The organism is Ruegeria sp. S263 (assembly GCF_056780525.1).
Genome location: NZ_JBQUVJ010000003.1, coordinates 508,218 through 531,398, shown reverse-complemented (window position 1 = coordinate 531,398; position 23,181 = coordinate 508,218). Strand labels below are relative to the sequence as shown.

Below are 23,181 nucleotides of genomic sequence, written 5' to 3'. Positions count from 1 at the left end.
CCTAATATTCAAGGACCATATCCAGCAGGCGCGCGACGTGCATCGCTTGGCGCTGCGTACCTTCGGCGATTTGGTGGCGGCATGATGTTCCATCCGCCACAACAATTGCATCCGCAGGCGCCGCCTCCAAAGCTGGAAACAGGTCGAGTTCCGCCATCTTGATCGAGACATCAATAGTGCCGGGCGCGTATCCAAACGCCCCGGCCATACCACAACAACTGCTTTCGATCATGTGAACCTGTGATGCGGGAATACGCTTAAGTAAGTTGAGCATCGGTGTAACCGCATCGTGTGCTTTCTGGTGGCAATGACCATGCACATAAATGGGGCGATCTACCGATTTGAGAGGCAGATCCGGCTGTTTGGCCAGAAACTCCTCAAAGGTATGAGAGGCTTTGGATAGCAACTCCGCATCCCGCCCCGGACAAAGAGCCAAATATTCGTCCCGGAATGTAAGGATAGAAGAAGGTTCGAGACCGACTACCGGTATGCCCTGTGCAGCTGCTTCTCGCGTCGCGTCAATCACACGCTGTGCCTCGTGACGCGCCTCTTCCACGCAACCCTTAGCCAAAAGAGTGCGCCCGCAATCCAGCGACTTTCCTGTTTGGTCATCTCTTGCTATGGCAACCCGAAGCCCTAGCGCACGCAGAACCCGGACAGCGGCGCGCAGATTGTCTGGCTCGAAATATCGGTTGAACACATCGGCAAACAGAAGCACCTGCGGATCTGTGTCTTGGGCCTCGACATCCCGGAACGGGTCGGAGGACCACACTGGCAGGTCACGTCGCGCCGAAATTCCAGTTGGTTTCTCCAACAGCGTACGCAAGGGCCCAATTTTGTTCCGAGCATTCAATAACCACGCGACTTTTGCAGCTTTTGGTGCATATCTCGGCAGATAAGCTATTAATTTTTCAGCCAATGTCAGCCCGTCTTTTTTGCGCTTTGCTGAAAGTACTTCGATCTTCATGCGGGCCATATCGACGCCAGTCGGGCATTCACGCGCGCAAGCCTTGCAAGACACGCAGTATTCCATCGTGTCCTGCATTGCGTCTGAAGTTAAACCACCCGGCAACTGCCCGCTGATGGCAAAACGCAACGTGTTTGCCCGCCCACGTGTGGCATCACGCTCGTTTCTCGTCGCACGGAAGGAAGGACACATTACTCCGCCCTTGAGCTTGCGACACGCACCGTTGTTGTTGCACATCTCGACGGCACCCTGAAATCCTCCTCCGGCACCCGGCCAAGCGGACCAGTCCAGCGCCGTTTCGAATACAGGAACTGAGTAGTCCGGGCTGTAGCGGAATAGGCGGCGATCATCCATGGCAGGCGCGTGCACGATTTTGCCGGGGTTCATTAGCCCAGCAGGGTCAAACCGGGCCTTAACCTGTTCAAACGCGGAAACGATACGAGGGCCGAACATCTTTTCATGAAACTCTGATCGCACGATCCCATCACCGTGTTCGCCTGAATGAGACCCTTTGTATCTCTTGACTAGATCAAAGGTCTCTTCGGCAATCGCCCTCATTGTCCGGACGTCTTTGTCCTGCCGCATGTTCAGGACAGGACGAACATGGAGACACCCGACTGAGGCATGCGCGTACCATGTCCCTTTTGTGCCGTGCCGGGTAAAAATTTCGGTCAGGCCAGCGGTATAATCGGCGAGATCAGGCAACGGGACGGCGCAATCTTCCACAAAAGAGATCGGCTTGCCGGCCTCCTTCATCGACATCATAACGTTCAACCCGGATTTTCGGTATTCGGCGATCGAGTTTTGCAGTTTGGTATCAGTAACTGATACAACCCCGCCCCAACGGTTTTCAGTCCCACTGAAATCAAACCCGAGATCTCCCATCAGTTGCGATAGCTCGACCAGCTTTGCAGCATTGGCGTCAGCGCTACCCTCAGCAAATTCCACTAACAACAACGCTTCAGGGCTGCCTTCTACAAACGCCTCAATCGTACTGCGGAACAATGGGATATCTCTCCCCAACGCAATCATGGTGTCGTCGATCAATTCTATCGCCTGCGGCTTGAGCGCCACGAGGTGCTGTGTTGCCTCCATCGCAGCACGGAACGTCGGGAAATGACACACGCCGACAACTTTCTCGCCCGGCAAGTGAGCAAGGTTCAGTTCCAATTCAGCGAAATAGGCCAGAGTGCCTTCTGACCCCACCAGCAAATGAGACATGTTGACATCGTTGCCGACAAGCGCATCGATGTTATACCCGCCCACACGACGCTGGAGATTGGGAAACCGGGCGTCAATTTCCGCAGCCTCGCGACGCCCCAGAGCACGCATGTCCCCAACAAGATCGGCATAATCGCCAGATGCCGTCGTATCGGCGCTGAACCGTGCTTCCATACCATCGCTGAGGATTGCACTTATTGCACGGACGTTATCGCGCATGATCCCGTAGCGCAGGGATTTTCCACCAGAAGAGTTGTTGGCGGCCATTCCTCCAAGCGTGCAACGCGACGCGGTCGAGGGGTCTACGGGAAACCATAAGCCATATTGCTTTAGTGACTGGTTCAACTGATCCAGAACAACGCCGGGCTGAACACGCGCGACACGGTTCTCAACGTCCACGTCAAGAACACGATTCAAGTGCTTGGTGTTGTCTAAGACAACGCTTTGATTGACCGTTTGCCCACATTGCGATGTGCCGCCGCCGCGCGGAAGAACGGAGCATCCTTCGTCGCGCGCTACAGACATCACGGCCTGCACGTCCTCTTTGTTTCGGGGCATGACCACGGCGTCCGGCATCATCTGATAGATCGAAGCGTCAGTCGAGTATCGTGCGCGTGATGCCGGGTCAGCCACCACCTCGCCTTGGACGTCAGACATCAGTCGGCGATGCAACGATCCATTCTCAAGCATCGGGTTCGCCTTCCCTTCCCAACTAGCCAATTAGAAGCTTCACTTCACCGTTGACTGAATAATGAATTCATAATTAACTTTTGCCAATAGGTAATTGCGCCACTGTTTCGGCGCCAGCGGAAGGATCAGTTCAGATGCGCCAGGCGGGCAGACATTTTTTGCAAATCCCAGGGCCAAGTGCCGTGCCGGAACGCATCCTGAAGGCCATAAGCATGCAGACCATCGATCACCGGGGGCCAGATTTTGCAGAAGTAGGCCACAAAGCCCTCGCTGGGATGAAAACAATTTTCAAGACAGAACAAAACGTCTTTATCTACCCTTCATCCGGTACAGGCGCGTGGGAAGCTGCGCTTGTGAACACAGTGTCGCCGGGCGGAAATGTTCTCATGTACGAAACAGGACATTTCGCATACATGTGGTGCAACTTGGCTGAAAAAATAGGGTTACAGCCAGAGTTGATTGAAGGGGATTGGCGTGGCGGTGCGGACCCCAATCAGATAGAAGACCGCTTGCGCGCGGACAGTCAGCACGAGATCAAGGCGGTATGCGTCGTCCACAATGAAACTTCTACCGGGTCAGTCTCGCCTATTGAGGAAGTGCGCAGGGCAATAGACACGGCGAAACACCCTGCCCTTCTTTTGGTTGATTCAATCTCTGGCCTTGCATCGATCGATCTTAGGTTTGACGAATGGGGCGTAGATGTCTGTGTCTCCGGTTCGCAAAAAGGGATGATGCTACCGCCGGGTCTCAGCTTCAACGCTGTGAGCGATCGTGCTCTGGAACATTCAAAATCCGTGACCATGCCACGCAGCTATTGGAATTGGCAGGATATGGTCGAGCCGAACCAGAAAGGGTTCTTCCCTTATACCCCTGGCACCAATCTTATCTATGGATTGAATGAGGCCATCGATATGTTGCACGAGGAGGGGCTGGAGAACGTATTCGCTCGTCATGCCCGCCACGGAGCCGCGACTCGAGCTGCCGTGCAAGCATGGGGGCTTGAGGTATTGTGTGCCCGCCAAGGTCAGGAGTCAGGCGTACTGACCGCTGTCAAAGTGCCTGAGGGGCATTCTGCTGATGCCTTTCGTGCGACGGCGCTGGAGCACTATAATATCTCACTCGGAAATGGTCTATCCAAAGTAGCCGACAAGGTATTCCGAATAGGTCACTTGGGCGATTTCAACGACCTGATGTTGATGGGCACACTCTCAGGCGTAGAAATGGGACTCGCAAAAAGCGGCGTGCCGCACACTAAAGGCGGTACTCAGGCTGCATTGGAGTATCTCAAGGCCGCGTAACGCCGGACAGAGTCTCCAAAAACTCAACCAGGTCTGCAATCTCCTGCTCGGATAAATTTAGTTCAGAGAGTATGGCTTCGCCATCGGCGTGAAGCCTTTCTATATCAATTTCGTTATAGTGTCGGACCACGGCGTCCAGATCATCCAGGCTGCCGTCATGCATGTAGGGGGCGGTTTCGGCCACACCTCGAAGGCTGGGCGTACGAAAGGTTCCAAAATCGGAATGGCTCCTTCGTACATTTCGGACCGCCCACGCGCCTTGCTTTTCCGGATCGTCAGTCCAGTCTCCGTCCAATGTGTAAGGGCTGGAGAGCAAGAAGTTCAGCCCTCCGAACCGGCCATCGTCGACTTCGGTTTCACTCAGAAAATATGGCACGCCCGCGTCGTGGAATTCGTTGTTGGAAAATCTCGGGCCATTATGGCAGAACGCGCAATTCCCGCGCCCCAAGAAGAGCTGAAGCCCTCGCTGGGCAGCTTCGGGGTAGTTCGCAGCCTCTGCCAGATCGCTGCGCTCCAACGCGTCGCGAAAATCGTCAAATTGTGTCCGCTCGGTTACCAGCGTTTCCAGATAAGCTGATAGGGCTTTGGCAATGTTTACCAAGACCTGCTCTGTGTCTTGGCTTTGAACATCGCCAAAAATGACCTCAAAATCTTCAATGTACGTACTCTCGGAAATGGCTCTCATTAGGCTTTCTTTGCTGTGCGCCATCTCTTGTTCTTCAATGATCGGATGCAAGCTGGCAGCCCACAGATTATCGCTCTTTCCGCCCCACCCGTACCATCGCAGACCTGCCAGATTTCGCAGTGATGGCGTATTCCGATCCAAAATCACGCGACCGAATGTTCGTGCCTCGGAGTTGGTGAGTGCCTGCTGGGGGTCGTGACAACTTGCACAGGCAAATGCACCATCAATCGACAACACCGGATGGTCGAAAAGCGCTGCGCCCAGCGCAATCGCTCGGGGATCGTTTGAAACCCTGTTGCTTGGATCAGGTTGGAATGATGGTGGCCACGGCCCAAAGGACAGCGTTTGTTGGATTTCGTCTTCTGACAATAGGACTTCTGCACGCACCGAACTCGTCAGTAAGACTAGCGCAGCTGTCACCCACAACTTCATTTCAGCGCAATGTCAAAGGTGTAGGATACCGATTGCCCTTTGTATTCGACGTCCACTTGAAGCTCCCACATTCCCGGCATGTGAAACAGCATATCATCAACACGGAACACACCGTCGCCTTTTGCAGTGACGACTGGAAGGTAGTTCATCCCGTGTTGGTGAGCAGGCATGATTGCATCGACGCGCATATCACTCACGGCAATTTCGCTGCACACAGTGAGGAGTATTGAAAACGGTTGAGCCAACGGAATTTCGTTGACGGTCAAATGCACAGCAGGCGCGTTCTGAATTTCCGAACCCATCCGTTGCCCGGTCGCCTCACAAGCGACGGCAGCGCCGGAAGATACCAGAAACCAGACGAGCCAGCGGATCATTTTGTTGCCAGCAATCGTTCTGCGTTGGCATAGGCAATGTTGTCCGCTATCTGGTCTGGAAGCAAATCCAGCCATTCGCGTGAAAAATCTGCGTGCGGGCCGACGTAATACCAGCGCTCCGGCGCAAATGTATCGGTACCGACCATAAACCGATCAGGATGCACTTCGAACGCAGCTTGCCAATCCGGATCGACACGGCCCCGCGAGACCATGTCGGAACGGAACGCCAGATCGGCCCAAAGCCGGGGATACGCATTCAAAGCGTCGACAACCTTTCCTGGATCGTCAAAGCCAGAATGTGCCCACAGTACCCGAGCCTCCGGCCAGGTTTCGAAGATCAGGTCAACCGCGTCGCGATCACCGTGATGGTGCAGAATTAAGTTCCGTTCCTTCGCCAGTGCGATCATACGCTGGATAACCGGCGTTTTGACATCGTCCCCATAGGCGTGAAACTCGCCGATGGCTTCGTAGTCGTTCTTCGACAGATTTGCTTCCAGATAATCGATTACTGTTTCGTCGTGCATCCAGGTGTTGATCTCACCGCGACGACGATAGGGACGAAGTGCCGGAACAACGATGTCCGGCGCTGCAGCCAAAAGCAGTTGCGTTCCGCTATCGTCCGAGCTGGAAACCAGGGCTTTCCGCACGCCTGCATCCCGCAGGATTTTGGCCACTTGTTCGGGCGGAACCAGTTTCACGGCATCATGGCTGTAGTGAATATGCGCATCGAAAATCGGTCGCTCATCGGCGATGGCCACTCCGCTGACTAGCGCTGCATATACAATGAATATGTATTTTAGCACTTCAAGCATCCTCCATAGCGTTCAGTCCCGAGCAAGCGTGACGTCGAAATTCACGTGCAGGTAAGGTTCAGTGATCCTACCAGAAAGTGCCATGTCATCGGGAAATTCCGAAGCTGGTCGTTCAACATACGTCATCACCAGATCGTCTCGAACACCAAAGACCGTATCCTGATCCAGATAGGGATCGTCTTCCGGAAAAATCTCGGTCACGAGTGAGCGATAGCCGGGGGCTTTGACGATAAAGTGCAGGTGTGAGGGCCTCCACGGATGGCGACCGCAAGCACGCAGAATATCGCCAACTGGCCCGTCAGACGGCACAGTGTATTCAACTGGCTTTACTGTGGTGAACGCGTATCTGCCATCGTCACCAACTGTCATCAGCCCGTGGAAAGAGTAGGTGTCCTGTTCTTCATCCTGACTGGCGTAAAGGCCATTCGGGGCCGTTTGCCAGATATCAAGCTCGGCCCCGGCAATCGGATTGCCTTCGGTATCGCGTATGACGCCCTCTGCAAGCAGCACCGGCCCGCCGTAGTCGCGTTTCATGTCGCCACCGATAGGCAAAGCAGGCGCGCCAGAGACGTGAAACGGGCCCAATACGGACGAGCTGGTCGCATCCGGGCTGGAATGCAGCATATCCACCAGCGACGATAGGCCCAGCACGTCCGAGGCCAGCACGAATTCATGCCTGTCCTCTGTTTCCACTGCGGCACACCCTTCCAGAAACGCGATTCCGGCGCGCCATTCTTCATGCGTCAGGTTGGTTTCCCGGGCAAAGTCATGCAGGTGCTTGACCAGAGACCCCATGACTTCTCGCATCCTCGGATCGGTGTCTTTGGACAGGTATCCCATGAACACGTCGGTGATATTGTCTTTGGTGACAGAGCGCATCTGGGTCTCCTTAAATCAGGGCAAGGCTGAGGATCGGGAATTCGATCAGAATGAACAGGACGATCAGCATAACAAACGCAAAGGGCAGCGCGCCCATGAACACATCCTTTAGTGATATCCGGTCATCGTTAATCGTGGACTTGATAACAAAGCAGGAAATCCCCAGAGGTGGCGTCAAAAGCCCTATCTCAGCACCGACAACGGTGATGATGCCAAACCAGATCAGGGACATATCAAGGGCTTCGGCCATGGGCAGGAACAGCGGGACGACAATCAGAATGATTGACGCCGTGTCCAGCAGTGTTCCCAGAAACAACATCAGCAGGACGTAAAGCAGCATGATCGTCCAGAAGGACGCCGAATTCCCAGCAAGCAAGTCCTGCAACTGATTGGGCAACCCGGCCAGCCCCAGCATCCGGCTATATATCGAAGCCGCAGTGATCAGGAACAGGATCGCCGCTGTAATGTGGCCGGTTTCCAGCAGGGCGTCCCAGAAGGCTCTGGGCGTCATGGATTTGCGCGCCACAGCGATGATAAGCGCAACCAGCGCCCCGGCTGCACCGGCCTCGACTGCGGTTAGCCACCCTGTGTAAATCCCGCCGAGCACGACTGTGATAATGAACAGTGTCGGCAAGGTTTTCGACGCGACCTCACGGCCGGACATCCATTCGGTGTCTTCCACGACCCGGCCGCCAACAAAAGCTGGTGTAAAACGGCCCATAACCCAGATCGCGGCGACGTAGGCAATGGCCAGCATGATCCCCGGAATGACGCCTGCCAGGAACATGTCGCCCACGGATTGTTCGGCGACAAAGGAATAGATGATCAGCATGGCCGAAGGCGGGATGATCATACCCAAGACCGAAGACCCGGCGACCACCCCGACAGCAAAGCGCGGGTTGTAAGCCTGCGCCATCATCTGAGGAACCGAGACTTTGGTGAACACGGAAGCGGAGGCTATTGAAGACCCGGTTACGGCTGCAAAGACGGCGTTGGCTCCGACGGTTGCCATGCCGATGCCGCCTTTGACCTTGCGAAACCGCATGGTCATGACTTCGTAGATGTCCTTGCCCAACCCGGCCTTCGAGACAATGAGACCCATAAAGGTGAACAACGGGATGGTCGCGAAACTGTACTCCATCGCGCTGTCGCCCACCGCTACTTTCAGCAGGTTCAGCGCAAGTGTGAAGTTGTCCCGCATCAGCCAGATCGACACGAACGACACGACGCCCAGCGCAATCGGGATGTAGACGCCTGCGTAAATCAGGAAAACGATTGCAACGACCGAGATCAGGCCAATCTCGATCGGAGTCATTCTGCGGCCTCGTCATGCTCGGGGGTGCGGACAAGTTGCGGGCGGTCCTGCGCCGTGACGACCTTGAGCAGGAAGATCACGCAGGCAAGCGCAGTCCCGCACGCGATGACCAGTTTGACCGGCCACCATGGTAATGTGAAAAGACCGGGCACTCCGAAATAGTCCTGCGTCTCCCACATATGAAGAAATTCCGGAAAGGTCACATAGGCGATCAATCCCATGAAGATCGCCGAGATCGCATTGATGATCCGCCTGAGGTTGGCCGTCAGGCCGGGGCGACGATGGTGCATCAGGTTCAGGAACCCGTCTGAACGTGTCAGCCGGTCCACCCTGACCACGTCGGCCAACTGCAGGAAAACGATCATCACGACCGAGAACTGAACCATCTCATAGGTTCCACGCAATGGGGCCGAAAACAGGCCGCGCGCTATGACGTCGACATTCAGGATGACCACCAACGCAAGGACGACAAGCGTACCCAATGCGTTGGCGGCGATAGCAAGCGAATTGGCGACCCGCGACAGGACGGCAACTGCGGTCTTCAGCATGTCTGGCCCCTTTCTCGGGTCGCCGAACGATTATTCGGCCGTCCAGTCCCGCACACCAGTGAAACCAGCATCCTGAAGCTTGCCGAGATAAGCGGCCAGCATATCTGTGCCCTGCTCGCCGTTCTCATTCAGCGTGGCGGCCCATTCCTGCGCAACATTGGGCATCGCATTTGCCCACGCAGCGCGGTCTTCGTCCGAGATTTCAATGATCGATCCGCCAGCTTCTACAAATGCATCTCGCGACGCAGCGGCTCGATCCATTGCAATACCTGCCACGTGGTCACGGTAGTCGATAGCCACGGCCTGTAGTACTTCTTTGACATCATCGGGCAGACTCGCCCAGTAGTCGGCATTGACGGTGACTGTTTTTGTATTCACCGCACCAAGGTCTGCCTTCAACATGTAAGGGGCCACTTCGACGATTTTGAACGTCTTGGAAGCTTCCGGCCAAATCATTACGCAATCGACAAGGCCGGTTTGAACCATGTTGTAGAAATCAGTGAGGCCTCCGCGTACGCCCGCCGCGTCCTTGATACCCTCGAGATAGCGCAGGTTCAGACCAGCACCCGCGATCTTGCGTCCTTCAAGGTCTGCAACTTTCTCGACCGGCTCTGAGCAGAACATCTGATATGTGTCGAGCACAACGCCTGTCGCCAGATAGACTTGATTTTGCGCAGCGAACTCATTCTGCATCGCCGGATATTCTCGCGCGATCTCGTCGACCGCCTTGGCCACTGCGCGAGCATCCGACGCGACGAATGGTGTCGAGCCCGAGATCCCCTGGCTGGGTAGCTTGGACGAATGGAAGATGGTTGTGACGATACCAATGTCGCCCAAACCCAACTGTACGCCTTCCAGAACACCTTTGGGTTTTACAATAGAACCGCCATAGTTCTCCTGCCAGTTCATCTTGTAATTGCCGGACTCGGCCAACCGCTTATCCACTTCAGGAATAAAGAAGTTTGTGAATTCTTTCACCCACAAGGCCCGGTCTGGGTAACCATCAATTACGACAGCTGAAATGGTCTCTTCCGCTGCGACTGACAGTGCCATAGTGCTTGCCACGGCAACACCCAGCAGACTGCACTTGATCCAGTTTTTCATTATCTCTCCTCCCAGAAAGTTTGATCTTGTTGCCCTTTATTTGTTCGCCTTGAACCCCGGCAGTCAGTCCTTTCCACACCAACCGATTTGCGCAGCATTGCGACGGCAAAGTACTTGGCCGATTGGCCGCCCACTTGCGTCATTTCCTCATGCATAAGAACAAACCTTGTCGAACGGAAATCGCGGCAGTTTGTGAAACAAACCCGTTTCATCGGCGTAACCTAGATTGCACAGAAAGTTCGATTTGAGGGTGGTTCCTGCAAAGAACTCCTCGTCGACAATCTTGTTCGAAAAGCCTGACATGGCACCAACGTCCAACCCAACGGCCCGTGCCGCGATCATGAAGTAGGCGCCCTGAAGCGTACCATTGCGAAACGCCGTATCGGCAACGTAATCGGGATTGTTTTCGAACAACGGCCGACGATCTTCGTGTGGGAAAAGGAAGGGCAGTTCCTTCCAGAACTCCATGTCGTAGGCAATTATGGCCGTGACTGGCGCGCCCATCATCTTTGGCACGTTCTTTGGCTTCAAAGACTTGGCAAGCCGCACTTTGCCCTCGGCACTTTTCACGAAAATGAACCGCGCAGGCAGTGTATTCATACTGGTCGCGCCGTTGATCGTGATGTCGTAAATCTCTTCAAGCAACGCGTCGGAAACCGGCTTGTTTGTCCACGCATAGTGCGACCGGGACTCGCGCAGAATCAAGGCGATTGCGTCATCCGACAGACGAGGAATGCGCGCGCGCAGATCGCGATGATCTTGCTGCGCCTTGGCGCGAAGTGCCTCCAGCTCTGCCCCGGTCGGTGCGCTCATTCTGCTGCCACCTTTGACCTATTGTCTTTTTCGTCCACGATCGGGCTGGAACAGACGCCGATACCTTCGATCTCGACCTCAACGGTTTCTCCCGGCTTCAACCAGCGAGGGTCGGGTTTTTTGGCGTGGCCCACGCCCGGCGGTGTTCCCAATGCAACCAGATCTCCCGGTTCCAGGGTCATGAATTCCGAAATTGTCGCGATCACCTGGCGGACACCCCAGATCATGTTGGCGGTGTTCGAACTTTGAAGAACCTCATCGCCAACGCGGCTTTCGATCTTGAGGCCCGAAGCGCCTTCGGGCAACTCATCCTGAGTCACGGTGAAGGGGCCAATTGCGCCCGTGTCGTCAAAGTTCTTACCCGGCGTCCACTGAACCGTTTTGCGCTGATAGTCCCGCACCGACCCATCGTTGAAAACGGTATAACCAAACACATGATCCAGCGCCTTTTCTTCCGAGATATGGCGACCGCGTTTCCCAACGATCAGCATCAATTCCGCTTCATAATCGAAATGCTCGGAAGCCGCCGGTCGCACCATGGGTTTGCCAGCCGCCATGATTGAGTTCTTTCCGCGCATGAACAGCGTGGGGTACTCGGGAATGTCGTATCCACCTTCTTTGATATGGTCGGTATAGTTCAATCCCATGCAAACAATGGTACCGGGGGCGGCCACCGGCAATGCCGGCGTGATAGTCGAGACTGGCACAGGCACCGCTGCTGAGATTTTATCGGCCAGTGAGTCGCTCAAACCAGGATCGGCAATCAACCCCATCAGATCTGTGCCGACACCAGAGTCCAAAGCAGTTAAATTTACTGCTTTTTCGCCGTTCACGGCAAACACCGCGGTACCTTCCAAAGTCTCTCCCACTAGGTATTTCATTTTCATCATCCATATCAGTTTGCTTGATTTTTGCCGATTATTTTGCCATATGTCAATTAATATCGATTTTATTGGAGGGCGCAGATGGTTGCCTGGGCAGACTACAAATCAGAAGCACAGAGCCGCGGCGCACTTGCTTTGGAGCTTTACGTTGCACACAGCACGCCTGCCAAAGCGCCCGAAGACGTGAAGGCGTCACTTCCTGATCACCTGGCATATCAGGCGCAGCTTGAACGTTCGGGTCAGCTGGCTTTTGCCGGACCAATGTCGGATGAAACCGGTGAGCATATGCAGGGAATGGGCCTGATCATCTACCGCGCCGACAGCCTTGAGGCCGCTCGAAATCTAGCCGAGGACGACCCGATGCATAAAAGCGGGGCGCGCAGTTTTGTTCTTCGGCGCTGGATGATCAACGAAGGCTCACTGAACCTGACAGTCGGCCTATCGACCGGAACAAGCGCCCTCAGTTAAAAGCACTTCAAAGATTGCGCATTCAAAGAGGAAAAGTCGGATATGGACGTCATGCTTGATACCGAGGGCAAAGAGAAATCAGCCACTCATGGTGCGTATCGACGGCTGCGCGATATGATCCTCACAGGCGAGTTGCCGCCCGGACAGAAGCTCAAGATCGAACAACTCCGTGGCCTTCTGGATACGGGCGCAAGCCCGGTTCGGGAGGCGCTTAGCCTCCTGACGTCTGACATGCTGGTCGAGCGGATTGATCAGCGCGGATTTCGGGCGGCGCCAGTCAGCAAATCCAACTTCGAGGAAATACTGTTGCTCCGATGCAACCTCGAGGAAACAGCGCTGCGCGCTTCCATCGCTAAAGCAGATGGAGCTTGGGAGGACAGGCTTGTTTTGCGGCATCACCATATGAAAAAGGCCAGTCACAAAAGTGCACCAGACTTCGAAGACGCCCACAAAGTGTTTCATATGGCCTTGTTGGAAAATGCAAAACTGCCGTTGCTGCTACGGTATTGCTCGCAGCTTTATGACCTCAACATTCGCTATCGTTATCTGGCGGCGGGAGGGCCCAGTTACAAAAAGCGCGATATCGCTGCCGAACACCAGCAAATCCTGGATGCCGCACTCGACCACGATGCAGACAGCGCGACCCGGCACTTGCTCAACCACTACCGCCGGACGGGTAAGTACCTGAGCAGTCAGATGGAGTCCTGAAATGCAGCGGAACTGGTTTCTGGGCGATCTGCTGAATCAGCTGTTCGATCGTCCCGGCAAAAAGCGCGGCAACGATGACTATCGATCCATTGCAGAGCTTTGTGAGGCCTTGTTGTCCGCCGAAGGCGAAGTATCAGGCTTCACCCTCGCCTCCACAATTCTTGATCGGTACCAGACCTTAGAAGACCCCGAGAAATTGGAGTTTTTTGCCTATTTGAATGACCAACTTGAGCTAGACGCGGATCAGCTTGCCGAAGCGGCAGGCCTCTATGCCAACGACAGAAGTGTCAATTTATATCAAAAGCTTAGCGAATTCGCGGAACCCAAACGGCAAGAGTTGTTGCGCCGATTGAACCAACCATCCGGCGCGACACAAGAACTCGTAGCAATGCGCGTTGACCTATTGCGCTTTCTTAAATCCAACCCCGAGCTCAAACGAACAGATATTGATTTCGTTCATTTGCTGAGAAGTTGGTTCAATCGGGGTTTTCTTGTCCTCAAACAAATCAGTTGGGATACCCCTGCCCGCGTTTTGGACAAGATCGTTGCCTACGAAGCGGTCCATCAAATCAACGATCTGGATGATCTGCGACGCAGGCTCTACCCGCCGGATCGTCGTTGCTTTGCATTCTTCCATCCTTCGATGCCAGATGAGCCGCTGATTTTTGTCGAAGTTGCTCTGACGGCTGAAGTTCCAGACGCAATCGATGCGCTTTTGTCCGAAGATCGGGAACCGATCGAAACCGAACAAGCGAAAGTCGCGGCGTTCTACTCTATCTCGAATTGCCAGAAAGGTTTAACCGGTATCAGCTTTGGCAATCTGTTGATCAAACAGGTTGTAACTGAGCTGTCGCGAGAACTTGAGGGGCTTGATACATTTGTGACCTTGTCGCCGATACCGGGACTGAACCGTTGGCTAGAGGGCGAAACAGACAATCCTGAGCACGGCCACGCCGCCGAGGCCGTACTTGCGGCAACAACCTCGCCGCAAGATTTGCGCGCAATGGCCGCCCGGTACCTGTTGTTCGCCAAGCGCGAGGATGGGATGCCGTTGGATCCCGTGGCCCGCTTTCACCTCGGAAACGGTGCCGAGTTGCACGAGTTGCACGCCGAAGCCGATTTGTCACCGAACGGACGATCACAATCCGGCGGTGCGATGGTGAACTACCTGTACGATTTAAACAAAACAGAACGTCATCACGAAGAGTTCGCGACACATGCGACGATCGAAGCCTCGCGTTCTGTTCGCGCGGCCTCAACCGCTGCGCTTGCGACCAAGCCAAGGGAAAATACCGCGTGACCAACACTCTATACGACAGCCTGTTTGCCCGGCATGAGGGCAACGAGGCTCCGTTCCTGCAACTCGACGATGACCAGGTTGTGTCCTATGACGCGTTTTTGAAGCGCACCGCGCAGGTCGCGCATGTTTTGCAAAACAACGGCGTTTCACCAGGCGATCGCATCGTTGTGCAAGCGCCCAAGTTGGCCGATACGATTGCCCTCTACGCCGCTTCGGTACAGGCAGGTGCAGTCTATCTGCCGCTTAACACTGCCTACACATTGGCAGAGTTGGACTATTTCATCTCTGATGCCCAACCTTCGATGATCGTTTGCGATAGCAGAGACGAAATTGAAGTCGGAAAATTGGCGGCTCGGTCTGGGGCGAAGCTGCGGACACTCGGCGGCGTTTACCCTAGCCTGAGCAGCGAGGCCGACGCGCAGCCCTGCGTATTCGAAACCGTGGATCGCGCTCCGGACGATCTTGCCGCGTTGCTCTACACATCAGGCACCACAGGCCGTTCCAAAGGCGCAATGCTGAGCCATCAAAACCTATTGTCCAACGCCCAAGCTCTTGTTGGTCTGTGGGGTATCACAAACGACGATCGCTTGGTTCACGCGCTGCCGATCTTTCACACGCACGGGCTTTTCGTGGCGATGAATACGTCACTACTCGCCGGTGCCAGAGTTCGCCTTATGCAAAAGTTCGACCTCGGCGCCATCCTGGATGAATTGCCCAAGTCGACCCTTTTGATGGGGGTTCCCACTTTCTATACCAGACTGTTGGCAGACGACCGGTTCACAAAAGAGATCACAGGGAACATGCGCCTGTTCGTCTCGGGCTCTGCCCCCCTGCTTGCCGAAACCCATCAGGCATTCGAAACGCGCACCGGCCACCGAATACTTGAGCGCTATGGCATGACCGAAACAAACATGAACACCTCTAACCCCTATAGTGGCGAACGTCGCGCGGGAACTGTTGGCATGGCACTGCCCGGCATCGAGGTTATCGTGACACATACGAAAACCGGAGAACCACTTCCCCCTGGCGAAGTTGGAATGATCGAAGTCCGCGGCCCCAACGTGTTCAAAGGCTATTGGCAGATGCCCGAGAAAACCGCCGAAGAGTTACGAGAGAACGGGTTCTTCATCACCGGGGACTTGGGCCAATTCAGCGAGGACAACTATCTGTCGATTGTGGGGCGGTCGAAAGACTTGATCATTACCGGGGGTTACAACGTGTATCCCAAAGAAATTGAAGAGATACTGAACGACATCGACGGTGTTCTGGAATTGGCGGTTTTCGGCGTCCCCGACAACGATTTTGGCGAAGCAATCATCGCCGCTCTGGTTATTGAGCCAAGCGTAAAACTTGAAGCGGATCAGATTGCTGAGACCATTAGGGACAAGCTGTCGCGCTTCAAACATCCGCGCCGCTACGAATTCGTCTCGGAATTGCCGCGAAACACTATGGGAAAAGTTCAAAAGAACGTGCTGCGCGAACGGTACGCGGACATGGAACTGTCGCCGGCAGAATCTTAGTAAGCCCATCCAGACGCTCAATCAAATAAAGACTTTCAGATCGGATACTACCCTCCCCTTCAGACTGCCAAACTCATTAGGAGATCCATAATGACCCGCATGACGGCAAAAGACTTCGACCAGGAACTTCTGGACCTGTACGACTTTTACGCGCACGGCAAGATCACCAAGCGCCAATTCCTGGATCGCGCCGGAAAGTTCGCGGTCGGCGGCGTCACAGCGGTTGCTTTGCTGAACATGCTTAGCCCGAATTATGCGATGGCTCAGCAAGTGTCATTCAACGATTCCGATATCCACGCAGACTACATTACCTATCCGTCACCCAATGGAACCGGTGATGTCCGAGGGTATCTTGTCCGGCCCGCTGGCGTTGAAGAGCCCCTACCTGGGGTGCTGGTGATCCACGAAAACCGCGGTTTGAATCCTTACATCGAGGATGTGGCGCGCAGGTTGGCAAAAGCCGGATTTATGGCTTTGGCCCCCGACGGCCTGACATCGGTTGGCGGCTACCCGGGCAACGACGCCGATGGGCGCGAGTTGCAAAAGACAGTGGACCGTGTCGAGTTGATGAACGATTTCTTCAATGGATTTGAATACCTGTTGAACCGAGATGACAGCACCGGAAAGGTCGGCGCAGTGGGTTTCTGCTATGGCGGCGGTGTAGTCAGTGCAATTGCCGTGGCCTACCCGGAACTGGCCGCAGGCGTGCCGTTCTATGGTCGCCAGCCAGCAGCTGAGGATGTAGCCAAAATTCAAGCGCCGTTACTAATTCAGATGGGAGAGCTTGATGAGCGCATCAACGCAGGTTGGCCGGATTTTGAGGCTGCTCTGCAGGCCAACGACAAAGTATACGAGGCATATATATACGAAAACGCCAACCACGGTTTTCATAACGACAGTACGCCACGCTATGATGAGGAAATGGCAAACCTAGCCTGGGACCGCACAATTGATTGGTTCAACACCTATCTGAAGTAATTGGTACAAGCTACCACGTGGTCATTGCGTCCACGCTTCAATGGCGTAGTCTCTTTTCACCCGAATTGGCGTAGTTGTCCCATGATAGACAATCATCAAAGCCTGCCCCAAGAGTCCGCCGATAGAATAACAAAACCCTTCGCACGCTTCCTAGAGATCCAAGCGGCCGCGAGTGGGCTCCTGTTCCTGGCTGTTCTGCTGGCTTTGGCGCTGGCAAACTCGCCTTGGCAAGAAGGCTTCCTGGGCTTCTGGAAGACCCCTGTTGGCCTGACATTCGGTTCGTTCGATTTCACCCGCTCGCTGCGACACTGGATCAACGACGGGCTGATGACCGTCTTCTTTTTCGTGCTTTCTCTGGAGCTCAAGCGCGAGATCGTACTGGGCGAATTGCAAAACCCGCGACAGGCCGCCCTGCCGTTCGCGGGCGCTTTGGGTGGCATGGTGGTGCCGGTCGGGCTCTATCATTTGTTGATGTCCGGGCAGCCCGGGGCGCACGGCTGGGGAACCGTGATGGCAACCGATACGGCGTTCGTGATTGGATGCCTGGCGCTTTTCGGAAGGCGGATCCCGTCCACCTTGCGTCTGTTCCTTCTTTCTCTGGCCATTTTTGACGATGTCGGCGCAATTCTCGTCGTCGCCTTCGGTTACGGGGAAGCGTTGAACTGGTCGGCGCTCGGTTTGGGTCTGCTGGGAATTGGTGTCGTCGCAGGCGCCTCGCGCGTCGGGATCAGAAGTGTCCCGGTTTATTTTCTTCTCGGTGCGGCAGTCTGGCTATGCATCGATGCCTCCGGCGTTCATGCGACCATCGCAGGGGTCATTCTGGGCCTTATGACGCCGACGCGCATATGGGTAAGCGATGCCCGGCTGCATGCAATCCTTGGACGCCTACGCGCCGTTCCGGCCGGCGATCGGCAGCAGGGAGATACCGCAACCCGCCATAACCTGCGTCAAGCAAGCAGAGCGGTCACGGAGGCACTCTCGCCAGTCGAACGGCTCGAGACAATGCTGCACCCTTGGGTCGGCTTTGCAATCATGCCGATTTTCGCGCTGGCAAATGCCGGCATCACGGTTCAGGGTGCCGATTTCGAACAACCGGTCTCCTTGGCGATAATTGTCGGTCTGGTGCTAGGAAAACCGATCGGCGTCTTCGGGTTCAGCTGGCTAGCTGTCCGATCAGGCCTGGCAGTGTTAGCGCCGGGCTTGTCGGGGCCGTTAATTCTGGCCGGCTCGTTTCTAACTGGTATCGGTTTCACGATGTCGCTGTTCATAGCGGGCTTGGCCTTCGATCCGGCGACGCTGAACGCCGCTAAGCTTGGAATTCTCTCAGGATCAGCTATTGCCGCAACGGCCGGGATCCTCATGCTGCTCCTGCTGACAATTCACGCAGCGCGCACAAAAAGCGCCACAAGCACCGCAGAACAAGACCGGGTACCCTAGAATGGGAAGAATACCGGGATCACCCCGACCACGGCTGCGCCGACGATAAGATTCATCGGCACGCCGATCCTGAGGAAGTCGGAAAACCTGTAGTTCCCAGCGCCATATACCAATGTGTTGGTCTGATAGCCGACCGGAGTGGCGAAACTTGCACTTGCGCCAAACATCACAGCGACGACGAACGGCTTGGCGTCGACACCGAGTTGTTCCGCAACACCGATCGCGAGAGGTGTAACGACGACGGCTACGGCGTTGTTGGTAACCGCCTCGGTGAGCGCCGAAGACAGTATGTAGATCACAGCGAGCGTGACAATTAGGGGCAACTCTACGAGAGTCGGCACCAATGTCTCCACGATCAGGTTGACTGCTCCTGCATTCTGCATACCGCTGCCGACGATTAGCATGGAAAAGATCAGCACAAGGACGCTGGCGTCGATGGACGCCCAGGCTTCGCCGCTGTCGATGCACCGGAGCACGAGGATGGCAGCGACCGCGACAAGGGCAAGCACGCTGATCTCGGCGAACCCGGCTGCGGCGAGCGCCACAACCGCGAAAAGCGCGAACAGAGCCAGCGGCGCTTTCCCGCGGCGGAAGGCGCGCCCCCCGGCATCCGTGATCGCGGCAAGATCGCCCGCCTCGGTCATTCGGGCAAAGCCTTCAGGCGTTCCTTCCAAAAGCAGCGTATCGGCGGGGCGCAATAGCGCCGTCGACAGGTCGGGTCCAAGCACTTCCCCATGTCGGTGGGCACCAAGAACACGCATGCCGTATCGGTGCCCCATGGCAAGCTGGGCAATGCGCACGCCGCGGCTTCGGCGTGAAAGCGTCACGATAGCTTCGGCGACGATCAGCTCCGAGGTGTTTTCGGCCGCTGGCCCCTGGCGCAACCCGACTTCGATCCCTTCAAGTTTCCTGAGGGTGAGCAGTTCTGATGTCGCAACCTTGGCAATGATCCTGTCGCCCGGTTCGAGTATGTGTTCACTCAATCCCTCTCTCTTGACTCCAGAACGCGCACGGATGCCGACGATTTCAACACCTCTTCGGCTGAGGGCGGCGATTTCATGAATCGTTCGACCAATATTCGGGTAGTCCTCTCGCGGGCGTACCTCGGTCAAAAAAGTCGCTTCATCGTCGCCGCCCTGTTCCGCAATATCCTTTCGGTCCGGCAGCAGGACAGGTCCCAGCAGGAGGAGCGCAACACCGCCTGTGGCCGCGGCCACCAGACCGACGGGTGTGATCTCGAAAATTGAAAACGGCTCCAAGCCAGACGCCTGGGAAACGCCGTCCACCAGAAGGTTGGTCGACGTGCCGATCAGAGTACACGTCCCGCCCAGGACGGACATGTAGGATAGCGGAATCAACAGGCGTGTCGCAGCAAAGCCCAGGCTCTGCGCCAAACGAATGGCCACCGGTATGAGGACGATGACGACCGGCGTGTTGTTAATCAGACCCGAGGCGACGAGTGTCGCGATGAGAAACGCCGCTATACCGGCGACCGGGCGCTTGCTCCCTGCGGCGACAACCTTGTTCGCAAGTGCGTCGAGAAGCCCGGTTCGGACCAGCGCGCCGCTGATCACGAACATCGCGGCGATCGTTATGGGTGCAGGGTTCGAAAACGCGGCCAAAACTTCATTCGTGGGGACAAACCCCAAGACGACAAACAGCGCGGCGGCCCCCGCAGCGGTTACGTCCGGTTCGAAGCACTCGGAAAGAAATGCTGCGAACAGAAGGACGACAACTGCGAGCGCAAGATAGGGTTCATAGTCGGCGATGAGATCAATCAGTCCGCCCTCCTTCATTCATACCTTTGCCGCTGACGATATGGCGGTCACAGCATCCACCTTCCTGATTAGAGCGACAACTGAGTAATCAGCCCAATTGTCCCGACAATACTGGCTCAGAAAGAAACCCAACTGGCACAGACGTGGCCGTCCGTGGAACGACAAATGTCCTATTTAGGTGCCCCCAGTTTCCTATCCAACGCGCCAATTCACTGACCAGTGGCAATATTTCGCAAGGCTCAGACGGGAAGTGCCCGGGCCTCTGCAAACGATAGCAATCTGCGGCTTTTCTCATCCCAAAGGTGCAGTCGCGCGCAGCGGAAGCTTTCCCAAAGCGTAATGCGTCTGGTCTGCGCCAGGGCGTCGTGATCCTTGACTACGTCGTGCAAACGGTAAAAGGGGATGCGGCTGGCCAGATGATGCACATGGTGGACTCCGATGTTCCCGGTGATCCAGCGCAGGATGCCGGGCAGAGCGTAGTGCGAACTGCCGTGAAGGGACGCGTCCCGGATGTTCCAGTCTTCCTCGTGCCGCCAGCTGGTTTTCTCAAACTGATGCTGCATGTAGAAAAACCACATGCCGGCTATTGCGGCCAGAAGCATCGTCGGCAGGAAGACGAACAGCAGTACTTCCCACCCGCCCAGCAAGACAATCACTGTCAGAGTGAGGCCTATGGCAGCGTTTGTCGCCATCGCACTCAACCAGTAGCGCCAGCCGGACCGCATCAGATGGACGGGCAGCCGGTTGTGCAGAAAGAACGTGTAAAACGGCACCACCCCGAACAGGAAAACCGGATGGCGTAACAGGCGGTAAAGCGTACGGCCGGGCCATCCCTTCCCGCGGTACTCTCTGACTGTCAGCACCGGCAGGTCTCCGATGCCCCTCCGGTCCAGGTTTCCGCTCGTGGCGTGGTGGATCGCGTGGGTCTTGCGCCAGACGTCATAGGGCGTCAGCGTGATAACGCCGATCACGCGACCGATCCAATCGCACAGACGCCGGTCGCGGAACAGGGAACCATGTCCGCAGTCGTGCTGGATTATGAACAGCCGGAGCAGGAAGGCTGCATTCGCCAACGCGAGAGCCAGTGCCAACACGGTGCTGATCGAGAGCACCCACCAGGCAACCGCCCATATTGCCACGAAAGGCACGAGCGTGACCGTCAGTTCGAAAATGCTGCGGGAGGGGATTGGCTGCCGGTACTTCATCAGGGTTCGTGTCCAGTCTGATGCGGTCAGCTGCGCCTCTTCCTGTCTCGGACCGGTTACACCGGAGGGGTATCCCGCGCCGGGTGCCCCACCCGTGACGGGCAAGGGACCTGGCTGGACCCGCGCTTGCCGCGCGGTCGAGGCAGATCCGGCTTTCAACATGTCAGTTTGGACGCTGCCGTCTTGGTGGCATGTGCCAACTGGCATGTCTTGATGACCGGGCTGTTGGCCCTGTGCCTTGTACGAGTTGGACGAAAACGGCATAGGCAATGTCCAACCCGGTGCAATTGAGCATGTCATCCCGGCGGCCTCCGAACGGAGTTCCCGCCAGCAATGATCCGGTTGATCAGAGCCGCCACGGCCAGGTGCGCCTCTATCTCGTTGTCAGTGCCAGCCGCGTTCTCATGTGTCTTTGCCGCATCGCGCAGGATACCCACGATCTCGTGTTCAGGCAGGACTTTGTTATCGTTCATAGCCAGCAGCAGTGCTTCGCAGATCGAGAGGGCGGCCACTCCCGGGAAGTCCTTCTCGCTAAGCATTTTGTGGTTTCCTTCCAGGTAACGCTTAGAGTTACGCGCGACCGGGCGGCCTCGCTTTTCACCAGCATCTTCGCAGAAAAAAGGCTAAGCTGGGCTAACCGAAAGCAGTCTCCGCACGATTGCGTCTGGAGCTTTTCCGGCTTGAGAGGCCCTTATGACGGATATCTTAGAAAGCCCGCTGACACGGAAGCTGCAAGTCTTCGTCGCCTTGTCTGACGACGAATTGGACGTTTTGAAGCGTTTGCATCTGCGCCGCCGGTCCTTCACGGCGGGGCGTGATCTCGTGCATCAGGGGCAGTCTGATCAGGCCGCTTACATTCTGGCCGCCGGCTGGGTGTGTTCCTACAAGCTTCAGCCGGACGGAACCCGACAGATCGTAGACTTCCAGATACCAGGGGATTTTCTTGGATTGCGCAGCGTCCTGCTGCGCACCTCCGACCACAGTTTCGAGCCGGTCACGGACATTCAGGCGGTGGAGGTTCTGGCGGACGACCTTCTGGATGCATTCACGAAAACCCCTCGCCTGGCGGCAGCCTTTCTTTGGGCAGCATCACGGGACGAAGCCATGGTGGTCGAGCATCTCGTTGGAGTTGGTCGGCGGTCCGCGGATGCGCGCATGGCGCATTTTCTTCTGGAACTGGGGGCAAGGCTGAAGTTGGTCGGAATGGGGAGCAAGGAAGGGTACGCCTGCCCATTGACACAGTATCATCTTGCTGATGCACTCGGCCTAAGTGCTGTCCATGTGAACCGTGTTTTGCGGAAGCTTCGCGAAAGCGGTCTGCTGACCTTTCAGGACGGCCGCGTGACGTTCGACAATTATGACGGATTGGTGGGCTTTTCGGGTTTCGATCCGGCATATCTGGATCAGACCGACCCACTTCTGAAATGAAGAAGGCCGCCCTTCGCTAAACTTGGGCGGCCTGATTTTCTTCTAAGACGAGATAAGTCAGTAATAAGACGAGATCAGTCAGATAATCTCTTCTGCAGCCGCGTCGAGTTCCCGGTTCGTCTCGTCGTAGTTCTTCGCCGCGTGCGCTTTCTCGGCAGCCTGGTAGTGTTCCAGCGCCCGATCCTTTCTGGGACCGGCAGGCGCTTTGTCACAAGCTGCTTTGACCGAGGTCATCTTCTCGGTGACATTGGTTTGTTCAGGCGTCATTAGAATGTCCTTTCCTGGACATTCCGAGAATAGGAGACGCTGGGCAGTGCAGCCCGTTTCAAGAACCGCA

The 23,181-nt window shown here is 55.9% G+C and carries 22 protein-coding genes; 8 read left to right on the top strand and 14 right to left on the bottom strand.

All coding sequences use genetic code 11. From position 1 onward, the window contains the following. Position 1 precedes the first annotated feature (1 nt). Positions 2–2,878, bottom strand: coding sequence for an FAD-binding and (Fe-S)-binding domain-containing protein (locus ACT2B1_RS21095; protein WP_481669121.1), 2,877 nt, complete (start codon positions 2,876–2,878; stop codon positions 2–4). Positions 2,879–3,012: 134 nt separating this feature from the next. Between ACT2B1_RS21095 and ACT2B1_RS21090 the strand changes: the two genes are divergently transcribed. Next, entirely contained in the window at positions 3,013–4,176 is a 1,164-nt protein-coding gene (locus ACT2B1_RS21090) for a pyridoxal-phosphate-dependent aminotransferase family protein (RefSeq protein ID WP_171239189.1), read from the top strand. Here the strand turns inward: ACT2B1_RS21090 and ACT2B1_RS21085 are convergent. The 9 genes from ACT2B1_RS21085 to ACT2B1_RS21045 form a co-directional block, all read right to left on the bottom strand. Further along, on the bottom strand, positions 4,163–5,281 hold the full coding sequence (locus ACT2B1_RS21085; RefSeq protein ID WP_171239190.1) for a cytochrome-c peroxidase: 1,119 nt from the start codon (positions 5,279–5,281) through the stop codon (positions 4,163–4,165). The genes ACT2B1_RS21090 and ACT2B1_RS21085 overlap by 14 nt on opposite strands. An 8-nt stretch (positions 5,282–5,289) precedes the next feature. After that, complete coding sequence (locus ACT2B1_RS21080) at positions 5,290–5,667, bottom strand: FixH family protein (protein ID WP_171239191.1); 378 nt, start codon at positions 5,665–5,667, stop codon at positions 5,290–5,292. Then, a complete protein-coding gene (locus ACT2B1_RS21075) occupies positions 5,664–6,479 on the bottom strand; it encodes an amidohydrolase family protein (RefSeq protein WP_481669120.1) in 816 nt (271 codons plus the stop codon). Before ACT2B1_RS21075 ends, ACT2B1_RS21080 begins: the two co-directional genes overlap by 4 nt. Before the next feature lie 12 nt (positions 6,480–6,491). After that, complete coding sequence (locus ACT2B1_RS21070; protein WP_171239193.1) at positions 6,492–7,358, bottom strand: dioxygenase family protein; 867 nt, start codon at positions 7,356–7,358, stop codon at positions 6,492–6,494. Between the two features lie 10 nt (positions 7,359–7,368). Beyond that, on the bottom strand, positions 7,369–8,673 hold the full coding sequence (locus tag ACT2B1_RS21065) for a TRAP transporter large permease (RefSeq protein WP_170385124.1): 1,305 nt from the start codon (positions 8,671–8,673) through the stop codon (positions 7,369–7,371). Beyond that, entirely contained in the window at positions 8,670–9,221 is a 552-nt protein-coding gene (locus ACT2B1_RS21060; RefSeq protein WP_171239194.1) for a TRAP transporter small permease subunit, read from the bottom strand. The genes ACT2B1_RS21065 and ACT2B1_RS21060 overlap by 4 nt, the downstream gene beginning before the upstream one ends. A gap of 30 nt (positions 9,222–9,251) precedes the next feature. Further along, on the bottom strand, positions 9,252–10,325 hold the full coding sequence (locus ACT2B1_RS21055; protein ID WP_171239195.1) for a C4-dicarboxylate TRAP transporter substrate-binding protein: 1,074 nt from the start codon (positions 10,323–10,325) through the stop codon (positions 9,252–9,254). Between the two features lie 147 nt (positions 10,326–10,472). Then, positions 10,473–11,138: a malonic semialdehyde reductase gene (locus ACT2B1_RS21050; protein ID WP_171239196.1), complete on the bottom strand. Its 666-nt coding sequence runs from the start codon at positions 11,136–11,138 to the stop codon at positions 10,473–10,475. Continuing rightward, positions 11,135–12,019, bottom strand: a complete 885-nt coding sequence (locus ACT2B1_RS21045) for a fumarylacetoacetate hydrolase family protein (RefSeq protein WP_171239197.1) — start codon at positions 12,017–12,019, stop codon at positions 11,135–11,137. Before ACT2B1_RS21045 ends, ACT2B1_RS21050 begins: the two co-directional genes overlap by 4 nt. Before the next feature lie 84 nt (positions 12,020–12,103). Here ACT2B1_RS21045 and ACT2B1_RS21040 point away from each other — a divergent pair, with 84 nt between their 5' ends. The 6 genes from ACT2B1_RS21040 to nhaA all read left to right on the top strand — a co-directional run bounded on the left by ACT2B1_RS21040 (position 12,104) and on the right by nhaA (position 18,433). Further along, a complete protein-coding gene (locus ACT2B1_RS21040) occupies positions 12,104–12,490 on the top strand; it encodes a YciI family protein (RefSeq protein ID WP_171126194.1) in 387 nt (128 codons plus the stop codon). Between the two features lie 42 nt (positions 12,491–12,532). Next, entirely contained in the window at positions 12,533–13,198 is a 666-nt protein-coding gene (locus ACT2B1_RS21035; protein ID WP_171239198.1) for a GntR family transcriptional regulator, read from the top strand. Position 13,199: 1 nt separating this feature from the next. Beyond that, positions 13,200–14,498: a malonyl-CoA decarboxylase gene (locus ACT2B1_RS21030; protein ID WP_171239199.1), complete on the top strand. Its 1,299-nt coding sequence runs from the start codon at positions 13,200–13,202 to the stop codon at positions 14,496–14,498. Beyond that, positions 14,495–16,018: a malonate--CoA ligase gene (locus tag ACT2B1_RS21025; protein WP_481669119.1), complete on the top strand. Its 1,524-nt coding sequence runs from the start codon at positions 14,495–14,497 to the stop codon at positions 16,016–16,018. The genes ACT2B1_RS21030 and ACT2B1_RS21025 overlap by 4 nt, the downstream gene beginning before the upstream one ends. 90 nt (positions 16,019–16,108) lie before the next feature. After that, a complete protein-coding gene (yghX, locus tag ACT2B1_RS21020) occupies positions 16,109–16,996 on the top strand; it encodes a YghX family hydrolase (RefSeq protein WP_171239201.1) in 888 nt (295 codons plus the stop codon). 81 nt (positions 16,997–17,077) lie between these two features. Further along, a complete protein-coding gene (nhaA, locus tag ACT2B1_RS21015; RefSeq protein WP_481669118.1) occupies positions 17,078–18,433 on the top strand; it encodes a Na+/H+ antiporter NhaA in 1,356 nt (451 codons plus the stop codon). On the opposite strand, the gene ACT2B1_RS21010 is transcribed toward nhaA, so the two are convergent. The 3 genes from ACT2B1_RS21010 to ACT2B1_RS21000 form a co-directional block, all read right to left on the bottom strand. After that, positions 18,430–20,229, bottom strand: a complete 1,800-nt coding sequence (locus ACT2B1_RS21010; protein WP_481669117.1) for an SLC13 family permease — start codon at positions 20,227–20,229, stop codon at positions 18,430–18,432. The genes nhaA and ACT2B1_RS21010 overlap by 4 nt on opposite strands. A gap of 221 nt (positions 20,230–20,450) precedes the next feature. Then, on the bottom strand, positions 20,451–21,716 hold the full coding sequence (locus ACT2B1_RS21005; RefSeq protein WP_010442274.1) for a fatty acid desaturase: 1,266 nt from the start codon (positions 21,714–21,716) through the stop codon (positions 20,451–20,453). Next, entirely contained in the window at positions 21,713–21,955 is a 243-nt protein-coding gene (locus tag ACT2B1_RS21000) for a hypothetical protein (protein WP_010442275.1), read from the bottom strand. The genes ACT2B1_RS21005 and ACT2B1_RS21000 overlap by 4 nt, the downstream gene beginning before the upstream one ends. Positions 21,956–22,109: 154 nt before the next feature. Between ACT2B1_RS21000 and ACT2B1_RS20995 the strand changes: the two genes are divergently transcribed. Then, positions 22,110–22,844: a Crp/Fnr family transcriptional regulator gene (locus ACT2B1_RS20995; RefSeq protein ID WP_353392069.1), complete on the top strand. Its 735-nt coding sequence runs from the start codon at positions 22,110–22,112 to the stop codon at positions 22,842–22,844. A 78-nt stretch (positions 22,845–22,922) separates the two neighbouring features. Here ACT2B1_RS20995 and ACT2B1_RS20990 read toward each other — a convergent pair whose 3' ends face one another. Beyond that, positions 22,923–23,111, bottom strand: a complete 189-nt coding sequence (locus ACT2B1_RS20990) for a hypothetical protein (protein ID WP_010442277.1) — start codon at positions 23,109–23,111, stop codon at positions 22,923–22,925. Positions 23,112–23,181 lie beyond the last annotated feature (70 nt).